At 53.1% G+C, this 14397-nt stretch carries 14 protein-coding genes; 4 read left to right on the top strand and 10 right to left on the bottom strand.

Going from position 1 to position 14397, the window contains the following annotated elements; genetic code table 11:
• Nucleotides 1–12: 12 nt before the first annotated feature.
• The 8 genes from nudK to napF form a co-directional block, all read right to left on the bottom strand.
• Nucleotides 13–588, bottom strand: a complete 576-nt coding sequence (nudK, locus tag SAQUA_RS07775) for a GDP-mannose pyrophosphatase NudK (RefSeq protein ID WP_380672303.1) — start codon at nt 586–588, stop codon at nt 13–15.
• A 115-nt stretch (nt 589–703) separates the two neighbouring features.
• Nucleotides 704–1321: a cytochrome c-type protein NapC gene (gene napC, locus SAQUA_RS07770; RefSeq protein WP_380672301.1), complete on the bottom strand. Its 618-nt coding sequence runs from the start codon at nt 1319–1321 to the stop codon at nt 704–706.
• Nucleotides 1322–1332: 11 nt separating this feature from the next.
• Entirely contained in the window at nt 1333–1782 is a 450-nt protein-coding gene (napB, locus tag SAQUA_RS07765) for a nitrate reductase cytochrome c-type subunit (RefSeq protein ID WP_380672299.1), read from the bottom strand.
• Nucleotides 1779–2687, bottom strand: a complete 909-nt coding sequence (gene napH, locus SAQUA_RS07760) for a quinol dehydrogenase ferredoxin subunit NapH (protein ID WP_380673613.1) — start codon at nt 2685–2687, stop codon at nt 1779–1781. The genes napB and napH overlap by 4 nt, the downstream gene beginning before the upstream one ends.
• A complete protein-coding gene (napG, locus tag SAQUA_RS07755; RefSeq protein WP_380672297.1) occupies nt 2687–3439 on the bottom strand; it encodes a ferredoxin-type protein NapG in 753 nt (250 codons plus the stop codon). Before napG ends, napH begins: the two co-directional genes overlap by 1 nt.
• A 10-nt stretch (nt 3440–3449) precedes the next feature.
• On the bottom strand, nt 3450–5936 hold the full coding sequence (napA, locus tag SAQUA_RS07750) for a nitrate reductase catalytic subunit NapA (RefSeq protein WP_380672295.1): 2487 nt from the start codon (nt 5934–5936) through the stop codon (nt 3450–3452).
• The gene (napD, locus tag SAQUA_RS07745) at nt 5933–6199 is read right to left on the bottom strand and encodes a chaperone NapD (protein WP_380673612.1); all 267 of its coding nucleotides are present in this window, start codon (nt 6197–6199) and stop codon (nt 5933–5935) included. Before napD ends, napA begins: the two co-directional genes overlap by 4 nt.
• Nucleotides 6186–6683 carry a ferredoxin-type protein NapF gene (gene napF / locus SAQUA_RS07740; RefSeq protein ID WP_380672293.1) on the bottom strand — a complete coding sequence of 166 codons (498 nt, stop codon included), beginning with the start codon at nt 6681–6683 and terminating at the stop codon, nt 6186–6188. The genes napD and napF overlap by 14 nt, the downstream gene beginning before the upstream one ends.
• 364 nt (nt 6684–7047) lie before the next feature.
• Between napF and narQ the strand changes: the two genes are divergently transcribed.
• Together narQ and narL are read left to right on the top strand one after the other, a co-directional pair.
• Nucleotides 7048–8730 (top strand): nitrate/nitrite two-component system sensor histidine kinase NarQ, encoded by a 1683-nt coding sequence (narQ, locus tag SAQUA_RS07735; protein ID WP_380672291.1) that lies wholly within the window; start codon nt 7048–7050, stop codon nt 8728–8730.
• 301 nt (nt 8731–9031) lie between these two features.
• The gene (gene narL / locus SAQUA_RS07730; protein WP_380673611.1) at nt 9032–9664 is read left to right on the top strand and encodes a two-component system response regulator NarL; all 633 of its coding nucleotides are present in this window, start codon (nt 9032–9034) and stop codon (nt 9662–9664) included.
• Between the two features lie 26 nt (nt 9665–9690).
• Here the strand turns inward: narL and SAQUA_RS07725 are convergent, their stop codons facing one another.
• Nucleotides 9691–9969: a helix-turn-helix domain-containing protein gene (locus tag SAQUA_RS07725; RefSeq protein ID WP_380672289.1), complete on the bottom strand. Its 279-nt coding sequence runs from the start codon at nt 9967–9969 to the stop codon at nt 9691–9693.
• A gap of 317 nt (nt 9970–10286) precedes the next feature.
• On the opposite strand from SAQUA_RS07725, the gene acrD reads away from it, so the two are divergent.
• Nucleotides 10287–13424, top strand: coding sequence for a multidrug efflux RND transporter permease AcrD (gene acrD, locus SAQUA_RS07720; RefSeq protein WP_380672287.1), 3138 nt, complete (start codon nt 10287–10289; stop codon nt 13422–13424).
• Between the two features lie 116 nt (nt 13425–13540).
• Here acrD and ypfM read toward each other — a convergent pair whose 3' ends face one another.
• Nucleotides 13541–13600: a protein YpfM gene (gene ypfM / locus SAQUA_RS07715; RefSeq protein ID WP_380673610.1), complete on the bottom strand. Its 60-nt coding sequence runs from the start codon at nt 13598–13600 to the stop codon at nt 13541–13543.
• A gap of 215 nt (nt 13601–13815) precedes the next feature.
• Between ypfM and SAQUA_RS07710 the strand changes: the two genes are divergently transcribed.
• On the top strand, nt 13816–14247 hold the full coding sequence (locus tag SAQUA_RS07710; protein WP_380672285.1) for a GNAT family N-acetyltransferase: 432 nt from the start codon (nt 13816–13818) through the stop codon (nt 14245–14247).
• The last annotated feature ends 150 nt before the right edge of the window (nt 14248–14397 follow it).

Here is a 14397-nt window from a genome sequence, read left to right as displayed (position 1 = left end):
CAGAACAAAAACCTACTCCATCAGCCGATGGATCTGCAGATACTGCAGCAGCATAATGGTTTTACCGTCTTTGATGCGGCCATCGGCAATCATCGCCACTGCTTCACTGAACGGCAATTCTACCACTTCGATATCTTCATCTTCGACACCGCCCCCCGCCGCCTGCCGCTCGTTTTCCTGGTATTCAGCAATAAAGAAGTGAACGATTTCGGTTACGCCCCCCGGGGACATATAGGCCTCGAAGATTTTCTTCACCTCTGATACCTGAAAGCCGGTTTCTTCCACCGCCTCACGGCGGGCACACTGCTCCGGTGGATCCTCATCCAGCAACCCGGCACAGGCTTCCAGCAGCATACCGCTGGCATTGCCGTTAACATACGTTGGCATACGGAACTGATTGGTCAACACCACGGTACCCTTGGCACGGTTATACAACAGAATGGTGGCGCCATTGCCCCGGTCATAAACCTCGCGTACCTGCTCAACAAACCCGCCATTTTTACGTTGTAGATCGAAGGTATATTTGTTGAGTACGTACCAATTATCCGACAGCAGCTGTTTTCTGATATTTGCAATTTTTGATGTCATAAACTTTATCTTCCGTTGTACCACCCGATGCCGATAGCAAAACGCAGCCACGGCTGATTTGCAACAAAAAACCCCGCAGGCTTTGCAGCACTGCGGGGTTTAATGACTGCAAACATCAGAAACCGGTAGGCACTTCGCGCATATCTGGCAGTTTATGTGCTATCCCTTTATGGCAATCGATACAGGTTTTACCTTCGGTGAGCGCTTGATCGTGCATTTTAGCCGCTACGGTTTTCTGCGCGGTGAAATCCATATACTCAAAGTTGTGACAGTTTCGGCACTCCTGCGAGTTATTGGCTTTCATGCGTGCCCACTCATTACTAGCCATCGTCAAACGGTGTGCCTCAAACTTCTGCGGCGTGTCGATCAGGCCAAATACTTTGGCATACAGCTCCTTGCTGGCTTTTATCTTGCGAAGCATTTTCGGCCCCCACTCATGGGGCACGTGACAGTCCGGGCAGGTGGCACGTACGCCGCTGCGATTGCTGTAATGCACCGTCTCCATATACTCTTCATAAACGTTTTCACGCATTTCGTGGCAACTTATGCAGAACTGTTCGGTGTTTGCCGCTTCCATGCCGGTATTAAATCCCCCCCAGAAAACGATCCCTGCGACAAATCCTATCAACAGCAAAGTGCCCAGTGCCAATCTGCTCGGCTTACGCCACCAGCGCCATAAACGGCGGATCGGTCCAGGCTTTTTCTCGGATGTCGTATTTTTACGTTCGGCCATAGCTCCCCCGCTTATTGCCCATAGCCAGGCATCGGCTTGAAATCATTACCGACGATAGGTGCTGCATCGGTTTGTGGTACGTGGCATTGCAAACAGAAATAACGGCGTGGAGCGACCTCGCCCAACATCTTGCCATCGCTGTCCATAAAGTGTGTCGGGCTGATCCGAGGTGCACCTGTGGTGCGATAGTGCTCAACACCGTGGCATTGCAAGCAACGATTGGTGTTCTTGCCGACCTGATAACCATCAATACTGTGCGGGATCATCGGTGGCTGATTGACGTAGTTCAGCGCCATTTTCTCCTGCTGTTTTGGCATTTTGATCTGCCCTTCTGCGGTACCAGAAACCTCTGGCGATTGCTGGAGATCCACATCACTGGCGGCAAAGGAAATACCGGCAACCACCAGTAATAACAGCGCTCCCCACAGGGAAAACTGCTTTTTCAGGACAGTGCTTTTCATTTTTTGGCTCCCGAATAGTAAAATTTGGTCTTGATTTCGAATACGTTTTCAGCACAGACGTCAATACAACGTCCGCAGGCAATGCAGGAATCACTGGCAACCCGCGGCGTGCCTTTTTGCAGTAATACCGGTTCACGCAGGATCTGGGGTTCCGGACAAACGTGGAAACAATCCATGCAGCGAGTACAGTTTGCACGTTGCTCAGCACTGATCTGCACCAACCCCTGGCTACCAATCAGGCCGTATATGGCGCCGATGGGGCAAAGATGGCCGCACCAGCCGTGTTCAACCACCAGCAGATCAAACAGGAACAAAGCAACAATCAACCAGATACCCGCACCAAACGCAGCCCCCAACCCTTGCAGCCAGGCGAGTGCCCCTTCCCCTGTTCCGTGGATCAAACCGCGCCCCATCAAAGCGACCGGGTTAACCCACTCCCAAAGCAAGGTGCCACTGATGGCACTGCCAATCAGGATGGCAACCAGAATGCCGTAACGCAGGGTACGCGGTAGGCTAGCGGACTGGCGTAACCCCAGCTTACGCCGCAACCAGGCGGCCAGATCGGTGACCGGATTCAATGGACACACCCAGCCACAGAACACCCGATTGCCAATCAGGCCATAAATCAGCACCACTACCGCCCCCACCCACACCAGCCAGGCAGGCCAGTGACCGGCCAGCAGGCTTTGCAGCATCATCAGCGGGTCTGTCAGCGGCACCGTTTCCAACAACAGGCTGGCACTAAAGTTACCGCGCAGGATCCAGATCCCCCACAGCGGCCCAGATAAAAACATCAGCAAGATCAACAACTGGCTGCAGCGCCGCAAGATCAGAAAACGGTGGCTGCGTAACCAGCCATGGCGCAGGCGAGCATCACGCCCGGCTTGTGCGACAGGATTAGCCATCATTCCCCTCCTTTTACGCCGCGTGCTGGCAATGTGAGGCCTTCCGGCACCAGTGAATGCCCCGCTCGCTGTTTTTCCTGCCATCCCCAGCGATAATGTTCCCCCAACTGACCGCGTGCCAACTCCAACGGCAATACCTTGATCGCCGCCTGCTCAAGTACACAGGCCTGTTCGCACTTGCCGCAACCGGTGCAGGCAGAACTATGTACCGTCGGCAGAAACATCGCGTGCTTGCCGGTGCGTTGGTTATGCTGAAGTTCCAGAGTGATTGCCTGATCGATCTGCGGACAGACGCGGTAGCAAACGTCACAGCGCAAACCCTGCCAGTTGAGGCAATTTTCATGATCCAGCAACACCGCCAACCCCATGCGCGCCTGATCGATATCGGTCAGGCTGGGATCCAGCGCGGCGCTTGGGCAGGCCACCACACACGGAATGTCTTCACACATCTCGCAGGGAATGTCCCGCGCAACAAAATAGGGCGTTCCCGCGGCCAATGGTGAAAGCAACGTGGCCAGTTTCAGCGTCTGGTAGGGGCATGCCTGCACGCATTGACCACAGCGGATACAGGCCGCGTCGAACGCCCCCTCCGCTATCGCCCCCGGTGGCCGCAGAGCCAATCCGTCGCGTGCCTGGGACTGCTTCTGTTGCAGCCCCAGCAATACGCCGATTCCTGCCAGACCGGCGACGCTGCGGGCCGCATCTCGCAGGAAGCGCCGCCGTGCTGGTGTTTTATCTCGTTGCTGGCTCATTCCATTAGCCTTATACCTTCTCCAGTTTTACGGCACACTTCTTGTAGTCGGTCTCTTTAGACAAAGGATCGGTTGCGTCCAGCGTCAGGTTGTTGACCAACTGCGCCGCGTCGAAGAACGGCATATATACCAATCCTTTAGGCGGACGGTTACGGCCACGGGTTTCTACGATACTCACGACTTCACCACGGCGTGACAGCACCTTTACCTTGTCGCCACGGCGCAGATTGCGGCTCTTGGCATCCAACGGATGGATAAACAGTACCGCCTCAGGAAACGCGCGATGCAGTTCCGGCACACGGCGCGTCATGGAACCGGTATGCCAGTGCTCCAGCACACGGCCAGTAGATAACCACAGGTCATATTCCTGATCCGGGCTTTCCGCAGCGGGTTCAAACGGCAGGGCAAAGATCACCGCTTTACCGTCCGGCTTGCCATAGAAGCGCACGCTTTCGCCAGCCTTCACGAAGGGATCGGTGCCTTCACGGTAGCGCCACAGAGTTTCTTTGCCATCTACTACCGGCCAGCGCAGGCCGCGCGCCTGATGGTACATATCGAATGCCGCCAGATCGTGGCCATGGCCGCGCCCAAAACCGGCATACTCCTCGAACAACCCTTTCTGAATGTAGTAACCAAACTCACGGGATTCATCGTTGAGCTGCTCGGCGGGTAGCTCTTCCAGCTTGTATTTATTGACTTCACCGTTGGCAAACAGGACGTCATACAGGGTTTTTCCACGGTATTCCGGCTTCTGATTGAGCAACTCGGCTGGCCAAACCTCCTCCACTTTGAAACGTTTGGAGAATGCCACCAACTGCCACAAGTCGGATTTAGCCTCGCCTGGGGCCTTCACCTGCTGGCGCCAGAACTGAGTACGGCGCTCGGCGTTACCGTAAGCCCCCTCTTTTTCCACCCACATTGCGGTTGGCAGGATTAAATCCGCAGCCAGCGCACTTACCGTGGGATAGGGATCGGAAACTACAATAAAGTTACGCGGATCGCGCCAGCCTGGCATACGTTCTTCGTTGATATTGGGACCAGCCTGCATGTTGTTGTTACACATCACCCAGTAAGCGTTCAGCTTGCCGTCTTTCAGCGCGCGATCTTGAGCAACCGCATGTAACCCCACTTTTTCCGGGATAGTACCCGCAGGTAGCTGCCATTTCTGCTCGGCAATCTGGCGGTGCTTCTCGTTGGTTACCACCATGTCCGCAGGCAGGCGGTGTGAGAAAGTCCCCACCTCACGAGCGGTGCCGCAGGCGGAAGGTTGGCCAGTGAGCGAGAAAGGCCCGCAACCAGGTTTGGAGATCTTGCCGGTCAGCAGGTGCAGGTTGTAACACAGGTTATTGGCCCAGACACCGCGCGTATGCTGGTTGAAGCCCATGGTCCAGTAAGAGACGACTTTCACTTTGGGGTCGGCATACAGTTTAGCCAGTGCTTCGAGTTGATCTTTCGGCACGCCGCTCATTTCTGCGGTTTTATCCAGCGTGTACTCCGCCACAAAGGCTTTGTAATCTTCAAAGCTCATCGGCTCCGAAGCATCACTGCCTGGGTTCTTGGCGGCTTTTTCCAGCGGATGGGTTGGGCGCAAGCCATAACCGATATCGGTCGCCCCTTTGCGTATATTGACGTGCTGCTTGAGGAACGCCTGATCGACCGCGTCGTTCTGGATAATATAGTTGGCGATATAATTCATGATCGCCAAATCAGTCTGTGGGGTGAACACCATGGCGTTATCCGCCAGCTCGAAGCTGCGATGTTCAAAGGTAGAAAGTACCGAAACGTTGACCTGATCGTTACCGAGGCGGCGGTTAGTGATGCGCGACCAGAGGATCGGGTGCATCTCCGCCATGTTGGACCCCCAAAGCACGAAAGCATCGGCATGCTCAATGTCATCGTAGCAGCCCATTGGTTCATCCATACCAAAAGTACGCATGAAGCCGACCACTGCGGAAGCCATGCAGTGGCGTGCGTTTGGATCAAGGTTGTTGGACCGCAAGCCAGCCTTAAACAGCTTGGATGCCGCATAGCCTTCCCACACTGTCCATTGGCCAGAGCCAAACATCCCCACCGCTTCTGGCCCTTTCTCTTTCAGCGCACCTTTGAACTTTTCGGCCATGATATCAAAGGCCTGATCCCAACTGATGGGCGTGAACTCGCCTTCTTTATCATACTGGCCGTTCTTCATACGTAGCATTGGCTGTGTTAAACGGTCTTTGCCATACATGATTTTTGGCAGAAAGTAGCCTTTAATACAGTTAAGGCCACGGTTGACCGGCGCATCAGGATCGCCCTGTGAGGCGACGATGCGGCCATTCTGTGTACCGACCAGAACACCGCAGCCGGTGCCGCAGAAACGGCAAGGCGCTTTGTCCCATTTAATTTCGTCGGCACCACCAACCGCGGCTTGCGCAACCGTTGGGATCGTCAGCCCGGCTGCCGCAGCTGCGGCGGCTATAGCATTGGCCTTCATGAAGTCTCGGCGACTGAGTTTCATGGCATTACCTCACCTTGCTCATCCTGCTGGTGATAAACCAGCGACACTGCCAGCACGCCTTCCAGATTGCGTGCCGACTCAATTTTTTCCAGTAATGCCTGAGAGCGATCTGCCTGCATAAGCACCACCAGCTTGCCCTGCTGCCGGTCTGTTACCGGAATTTCAGTTTCTGGGATTGCCAACAGCGCATTAATAAGCGCTGGGAGTTTTTCTGGCCGGGCCTGAACCATCAACCCGCTTACATGCCATTCATTGTTCATTATTCTCACTCCGGGTTATTGCTATCGCCATGGTTGGGCAACCGGCAACACAGGCTCCGCAACCGTTGCATGCCGCCGTATCCAGTACCGGTCGGGCTATGCCCCCTAACCGTGGGCGGAAACGGATTGCCTGAGTTTCGCAACTATCCTGGCAGCTACGGCATTCAACCCCTTGCAACGCCAAGCAAAGGGCGGTAAATGTCACTACATGCTGCCAAGGTTGATATTGCGGTGGGTAAAACAGTTGAGCCTCACAGGCCTCTGCGCACTTTCGGCAGAAAGTACATTCTGCACGCTGGAAATCGAGCTCGGGGAAACCGCCACTGCCAGTTATCAGCACGCCGGTTTCGCAGGCTTTGACACACTCCTGGCATCGGGTGCAACCAGCAATAAAAAGGGAGGGCTCACACGACCACGGGGGACGGATCGCATCAGAATGATGACGCCATTGTCCGCTGAGCAATCCGCGTCGCGACAATTCGGCCATGCGTTTATTCCTTAGTGTTATAAACACGCAAAACGTGTAAAAAATGAGCCGGAGCTTTGTTGTTTTTATCTCTCCCCCTAACAGGGGCAGGGGTAAAATAGGCTTAAAGGCAGGGGGGATATAATCACTCTTAATAGGTAAATCGGGGGTTGGGTTGCGCCAGATCAATCTCTGACCGGGCATATAGGACTTTGTGGCCACTTTTCATGCCCTGTCGTTATCTACATAGCTATATAACGTAGCCCACCCGCTTGGCGAAAGTCCGACTGATGAAAATCGCGGTACATTTTCGTTGCAAACGTTATAATTTTGCGTCGAATGAAATCCTACTGACTGGTTCAGTCAATAAATCAAGGAAACTGACTTGCTCGTAAAACGCTCAGTAACCGGCAGCCTGGCTAAAGCGCTGGTCGGCATCGTGATCCTTTCGGTGCTGTCTACCGGGCTGGCGCTGACCACCGTGGCCGATAGCCTGCGTGACGCCGAAGCGGTAAATATCGCCGGATCGTTGCGCATGCAGAGTTATCGGCTGGCTTTCGAACTCACCAACGGTTCCAGTGAGCTGAATGAGCATCTGGCTCAATATCAGCAATCGTTGCTGGCCCCTGCGCTGCTTAAGCTTGATCGGTTTTACGTGCCTGCAGATGTACGGCAGAAATACCTGGTGCTCCGTCAATCCTGGCTGGCGCTGGAAAAGCAGATCCAGGAAAGCCCCCCGGAAGACTATCAGGCCAACGTGGCCAATTATGTCAATCAGATCGACCATTTTGTACTGGCACTACAGCGTTATTCTGAACGTAAACTGACCATTGTGGCGGCAATCAGCGTAATGGGTTATATCGCCATTATTGCTCTGGTGCTGTTTTGTATCCGTTTTATGCGCCACCAGGTGGTGACACCGCTAAAGCGTCTGGTTGATGCCAGCCTGCGCATGCAGCAACGGGATTTTAATCACCCACCACTCGATGTTTCATTACCCAACGAACTGGGGGTGTTGTCCCAGACATTCACCGTAATGTCCGGCGAATTAGCCAAACTGTATCAATCGCTGGAACAGAAGGTGCAGGAAAAAACCGAACGTTTGCAGCAGGCCAACCGCACGCTTGAAGTGCTATACAGTTGTTCGCAGGCGCTGAGTGCCGGGCAACTCGATCAGCGCGCGTTTGAACAAGTCTTGGGCATTGTGCGAACAAGCGAAAAGTTGCAATGCATTCGGTTAAATGTGCAAGACAGCCTCAGCCAATGGCAGTTCGGCATTGGCGATCCTCGGCCTGAACTGCCTTGGCATTCGCTTATCATTACACAGGACGACAAACCGCAGGGCAGTCTGAGCTGGCAGCATGAGAACCATCCTCCGCATCCACATCTGATGCAAAGCGTGGCGAACATGCTCAGCCGAGGCGTTTACTTCAACCGCGCGCAGAAAGAACATATGCAGTTTCTATTGATGGAAGAGCGCGCCACCATTGCCCGCGAACTGCATGATTCACTGGCGCAGGCACTCACTTTCTTACGTATCCAGTTAACCTTACTGAAGCGCACGGTGGCTGGGAGTTCGCAACAAGCGACAGAAATTATTGATGACTTTGATCGGGCTTTAGGCGATGCCTATCGCCAACTGCGTGAACTGTTGGCCACCTTCCGTTTGAGTATTCAGGATGCCGACCTGAACGCCGCGTTGCAACAGATGTTAGAGCCATTAAAGCTTCTGACCAGTGCGCGGATTCAGTTACACTGTCGGCTTGCTTCGCAGGCGCTGAACGCTCAACAGCAGGTCCATGCATTACAGATCGTGCGTGAAGCAGTGCTCAATGCCATCAAACACGCCAATGCTCAGGAGATCGTGATCCGCTGCCAAGCCTCACCAACAGGGAATAATGAGATCACTATTTGCGATGATGGCTCTGGCATAGAAAGCCTCGATGAGCCGGAAGGCCATTACGGATTGACCATTATGAACGAAAGGGCAGTTCGTCTCGGTGGGATGCTGCTTATCAAGCGCGGCGACGCAGGAGGCACAGAAGTCTGCCTGACATTCCCGCCCTGAGGGACACAACCTAGGCTGTGTCCGAGGTTGATGACAAAGTCGCCTTCTGACCCGAGATACCCGGGCCTAGCGCACCGAGGGGCGCTCCGACGGCTTACGCCGTTACGACCCCATCGGCACGCTCTCCCTAATAACGGGGTTTGTCAGCAGTCTGAGACACAGCCTAACATTACTGAATATTATTCATTGCCAGTAGGGCACCCAGCCAAGCAGATTTGCTGCGATAATGACCGCTAATCTTAATCCTGGGTTCCACACTACAGATACTGGTGCCATCTTACTCGCTAGAGGGATATGTTTCATTGTGATGAAAAATTACAGAGTCATGATCGTTGACGATCATCCACTGATGCGAAGAGGCATCAAACAGTTACTTGGGCTAGATCCCATTTTCGACGTGGTGGCAGAAGCCAGCAACGGCAGCGAAGCTATCGCTCTGGCGGGACAGTTGACGCCGGATGTTATTCTGCTCGACCTGAACATGAAAGGCCTTTCCGGGCTGGATACGCTGAAGGCATTGCGCGACGAAGACGTGGATGCGCGCATTATCGTGTTAACGGTTTCCGATGCCCGCAGCGATGTCTATGCGCTGATCGACGCAGGTGCTGACGGCTATCTGTTGAAAGACAGTGAACCGGAACAGTTGCTGGAAGATGTTCGCGCCGCGGCCGAAGGCAAGAACGTCATCAGTTCCGCGATCGCAGATTATCTGTCATCGCGCAGCGAGCAGCACAACCCCTTTGCCGATCTCACCGAGCGTGAGCTGGACGTGTTGCAGGAAGTCGCGCGCGGTTTGTCAAACAAACAGGTCGCCACACAGCTGCATATTTCCGAAGAGACGGTGAAAGTACATATCCGCAATATGCTGCGCAAACTCGATGTGCGCTCACGTGTGGCAGCAACGGTGATGTACCTGGAATATAAAAGTCAATAATGCTTCCCCGGCTTGCCGGGGAACATTTATCCAATAGCAGTGAGCAGTTTCTGATGATGCTGGTCGATCCAGTCTTTGTTCAATGGCCCCCAGTTTTCCAACTGATAATAACCGGCATTATTACGACTGCCCTGCTGCACAAACTGCAGCTTTACCCCAAGGCCGGGCAACGCTTTCAATACGTCCTGCAGCGTACGACGCGGCCAGCCGGTCAACTCCATCAAATGGGGCACATTGGGCCGCTCGCTGTTATTTATAAGCCAACAAAGATAAAGGCGACGAGCGAATACTGAGTTAATCTCCATGCCAAACTCCTGCTGTAGAATACTTCATGACAATTTTCCCGCAGAGCAAACAGAACGCAAATCGCGTGATTTTTTCTCTGCACTGGGCACGCAAGTGTGGATTTCTACTACGGTTATTTACACTATCTCCTTTTTTTCTCCACGCTTTATCCTGGTATCGCGAGTAAAGTGCAATAGCGCCTGGATCCTTCCCGGCTGTGGATATTCCATAACTAGGCTGTGTCCCTCAATTGCCCGCCAGCGGCGCTCGCGGGCAATTGAGGGACACAGCCTAATGCTGACAAAGATAGAACAAGTCATAACGAGGTTCATGCTGCATGGCCAATTTTTTTATTGACCGCCCGATTTTTGCCTGGGTTCTGGCAATCATTATCTGCCTTACTGGAACGTTGGCGATCTTTTCTCTACCTGTGGAACAGTATCCGAACCTCGCGCCGCCTAACGTGCGGATCAGTGCTACCTATCCTGGAGCCTCGGCACAAACGCTGGAAAATACCGTTACCCAGATTATCGAGCAGAACATGACTGGCCTCGATGACATGATGTACATGTCTTCGCAAAGTACCAATACCGGTCAGGCTTCGGTCACGCTGACCTTCCAGGCAGGTACCGATCCCAACCAGGCCATGCAGCAGGTACAGAATAAGTTGCAGTCAGCCATTAAGCGCCTGCCACAGGCGGTTCAACAGCAAGGCGTGTCGGTCTCCAAATCCGGCGATACCACGCTGATGATGCTGGCTTTTGTCTCCACTGACGGCAGCATGGACAAGCAGGATATCGCAGATTACATCGTTTCCAACCTGCAGGACCCACTCAGCCGTATCGATGGCGTTGGCAGCATGGATGTTTACGGCTCACAATATGCGATGCGTATCTGGCTGGATCCAAACAAACTCATCAGCTATCAGCTCACGACGCAGGATGTTGTCAATGCCGTCAGTTCGCAAAATGCGCAGGTCGCCGTAGGCCAGTTGGGAGGATCCCCCTCGGTAGACAAACAGGCACTCAACGCCACCATCAACGCCCAAACCCTGTTGCAGACACCCGAGCAATTCCGCCAGATCACGCTGCGCGTTAATCAGGATGGTTCTCTGGTCACGCTAGGTGATGTCGCCACCATTGAACTGGGGAGCGAAAACTACAACTTCCTCAGCCGCTATAACGGTCTGCAAGCCGCCGGGATGAACATCAAACTGGCCTCTGGCGCAAACGAATTGCGCACCGATCAACTGGTCAAAGATAAAATCGCCGAGCTTTCACAGTACTTCCCGCCCGGATTAGAAGCAAAAGTTGCCTACGAGACTACGCCATTCGTTAAAGCTTCGATTAAGGATGTGGTAAAAACCTTGCTGGAAGCCATTGTGCTGGTGTTTCTGGTGATGTATCTGTTCCTGCAAAACTTCCGTGCCACGCTGATCCCAACCATCGCCGTACCTGTGGTACTAATGGGAACATTCTCGATCCTGGCTGTTTTCGGCTATAGCATTAACACCCTAACGATGTTTGCCATGGTATTAGCCATCGGCCTGCTGGTTGATGACGCTATTGTGGTGGTGGAGAACGTTGAACGTGTGATGAGTGAGGAAGGTCTCTCGCCACGGGACGCCACGCGCAAATCCATGGGGCAGATCCAGGGAGCGCTGGTGGGGATTGCCATGGTACTTTCAGCGGTATTTATTCCCATGGCCTTCTTCGGCGGCACTACCGGGGCTATCTATCGCCAATTCTCGATCACCATCGTATCCACCATGGTGCTCTCGGTTCTGGTGGCGATGATCCTCACCCCAGCCATGTGTGCCACCATACTCAAGCCCATCGCCAAAGGCCATCATCATGGCAAGCGTGGGTTTTTCGGTTGGTTCAACCGGATGTTCCAACGTAATGCCGAACGCTATGAACGTGGCGTTGCCCGGGTGCTCCACCACAGTATCCGCTACATAGTCATTTATCTTTTACTGCTTGGCGGTATGGCGCTGATGTTCCTTAAGCTGCCAACCTCATTCCTGCCACAGGAAGACCGTGGTGTATTCACAGTACAGGTGCAATTGCCCGCTGGCTCTACTCTGCAACAAACCACCAAAGTGGTGGAGAAAGTTGAACAATACTTCCTAACCAAAGAAAAAGAAGATGTGTTGTCGGTGTTTGCTACCATCGGTTCTGGGCCTGGTGGTAACGGCCAAAACGTTGCGCGGATGTTTATCCGCCTGAAGGATTGGGATCTCCGTACCTCAGGTGCCAATAGCTCATTCGATGTGATTGATCGCGCGACCAAAACTTTTAGCCATATCAATGAAGCACGAGTTTTCGCCAGCAGCCCCCCGGCGATTACCGGGTTGGGCAACGCTTCTGGCTTTGACATGCAGTTGGAAGATCACGCAGGTATGGGCCACACCGCGCTTATGGCTGCTCGCGATCAACTATTGCGCCTGGCTGGACAAAATCCCCAGTTATCCCGCGTTCGTCATAATGGCCTTGATGACAGCCCACAATTGCAAATCGATATTGATCAGCGCAAAGCGCAGGCGTTGGGCGTAGCCATCAGCGATATCAACAGCACCCTGTCGACCGCCTGGGGCTCAAGTTATATTAACGACTTTGTCGATCGCGGCCGGGTAAAAAGGGTGTATGTGCAGGCCGCAGCCCCCTTCCGCATGCTGCCGGAAGATATCAACAAATGGTACGTGCGCAACGGTAACGGTGGCATGGTGCCCTTTTCCGCCTTTGCCTCTTCACACTGGGAGTATGGTTCGCCCCGCCTGGAACGCTATAACGGCAGTTCAACGGTAGAAATTGTGGGGGACGCAGCCCCAGGTGTCAGTACCGGTACGGCCATGGATGAGATGGAAAAACTCGTCCGCCAGTTACCCGCTGGATTTGGCCTGGAATGGACGGCCATGTCCTACCAGGAACGTCTGTCTGGCTCCCAGGCCCCGGCGCTGTATGCGATCTCACTGCTAGTGGTTTTCTTGTGTCTGGCCGCACTGTATGAAAGCTGGTCGATTCCCTTCTCGGTGATGCTGGTGGTTCCATTAGGCGTGATCGGTGCCGTAGCGGCAACCTGGCTACGCGGCCTGGAAAACGATGTTTACTTCCAGGTTGGGCTGCTGACGATTATTGGTTTGTCGGCCAAGAACGCCATCCTGATCGTTGAGTTTGCCAGCGAACTCAACCACAAAGGCAAGGATCTGATCGCTGCAACACTGGAAGCTTCGCGTATGCGTTTACGGCCAATCCTGATGACCTCACTCGCATTCATATTTGGGGTGCTACCGATGACGATCAGTTCCGGTGCCGGTTCAGGCAGCCAGCACGCGGTGGGGACCGGGGTGATGGGTGGTATGATTTCTGCCACTGTTCTGGCTATTTTCTTTGTGCCACTGTTCTTTGTTCTGGTGCGCCGCCGCTTCCCTGGCAAGCAAGCGAAGATGCTACCTAGCGATAAAAACACCAAATAACAGACGTAAAAAAAGCAGCGCCGAGAAACCGGTGCTGCTTTATTACTTACTTAATTTTTTACCCAAGGTGTTTAAAATAAAAAACAATCAGCCTTGATTTAAGCTCCAGCGCGGTGTTAGTTGCCTAACATCTTATCGATGAAGTCTTTCCAGTTTGTTAACTCACGATCAACCATACAATTTACTACCTCATTAATTAGAGACTAGAATTCTACGCGTGTTTTTTGACCAAGTGAAGCATTTTGGGAACGTTGCCAAGGACAAAAACCGTGGAGAACGCACATTTTTTGATTTATCAGAAAGCTACCCGGTTTTTATAACCCTTGTCCGATCAATTCTTACGTAGTAGCGTGCCAGAGGACAAAAAAGGACTTTTGAGGAATGAAAAACCATGCTGATCACTACCAAACTGAGCCACTGTAACATCAACTGGCAGCAGTTATGTGCATTGCTAGCCGCTGCAGGATTGGGAGCGCGCGATCCGCAGGTTATGCAACGAGTCTATCAGAATAGTCAGTTCTGTTACTGGGGCTTTGTCAACGGTGAGCTGATGGCAACCGCGCACGCCATCAGTGATATGACCTCGGTATCTTATCTGGCAGATGTGGCTATTCACCCAGACTTTCAAGGGCACGGCTATGGTCGCCAGTTAATGGATCGCGTTATGCAGGATCTGGCCCCGCTGGGTAAGGTATTTATCTATTCAGTGCCAGACAAGCTCGACTTCTACAAAAAGTATGGCTTTCACGATTTGACTACCGGCATGGTGTATGCAGAGGGCATCGCGCTTGAGCGTTTGCAAGTTAGCGGGTACGTGCGTTGATGTCACAAACGTTCATTTTAGAGCGCTGCCAGCGCTTCTATCAAGTATCAGTAGTAAGTACTTAGCAGTTACATTTTTTATTAAAAGTTTAATTATAAGCCTCATTAAAATAAAAGCCCGGACGAACTATCTACGGGCTTTTTATTATAT

The sequence above is a fragment of the Serratia aquatilis genome, assembly GCF_044865145.1.
Classification (GTDB): domain Bacteria; phylum Pseudomonadota; class Gammaproteobacteria; order Enterobacterales; family Enterobacteriaceae; genus Chania; species Chania aquatilis.
The sequence above is the reverse complement of the archived record's forward strand: the minus strand, read 5'-3'. Positions and strand labels throughout refer to the sequence as shown.

Coding starts and splice junctions, on each gene's coding strand:
- nudK (WP_380672303.1), bottom strand. CDS start 588: ATGACATCAAAAATTGCAAATATCAGAAAACAGCTGCTGTCGGATAAT.
- napC (WP_380672301.1), bottom strand. CDS start 1,321: ATGGCCGAACGTAAAAATACGACATCCGAGAAAAAGCCTGGACCGATC.
- napB (WP_380672299.1), bottom strand. CDS start 1,782: ATGAAAAGCACTGTCCTGAAAAAGCAGTTTTCCCTGTGGGGAGCGCTG.
- napH (WP_380673613.1), bottom strand. CDS start 2,687: ATGGCTAATCCTGTCGCACAAGCCGGGCGTGATGCTCGCCTGCGCCAT.
- napG (WP_380672297.1), bottom strand. CDS start 3,439: ATGAGCCAGCAACGAGATAAAACACCAGCACGGCGGCGCTTCCTGCGA.
- napA (WP_380672295.1), bottom strand. CDS start 5,936: ATGAAACTCAGTCGCCGAGACTTCATGAAGGCCAATGCTATAGCCGCC.
- napF (WP_380672293.1), bottom strand. CDS start 6,683: ATGGCCGAATTGTCGCGACGCGGATTGCTCAGCGGACAATGGCGTCAT.
- SAQUA_RS07725 (WP_380672289.1), bottom strand. CDS start 9,969: ATGGAGATTAACTCAGTATTCGCTCGTCGCCTTTATCTTTGTTGGCTT.
- acrD (WP_380672287.1), top strand. CDS start 10,287: ATGGCCAATTTTTTTATTGACCGCCCGATTTTTGCCTGGGTTCTGGCA.
- SAQUA_RS07710 (WP_380672285.1), top strand. CDS start 13,816: ATGCTGATCACTACCAAACTGAGCCACTGTAACATCAACTGGCAGCAG.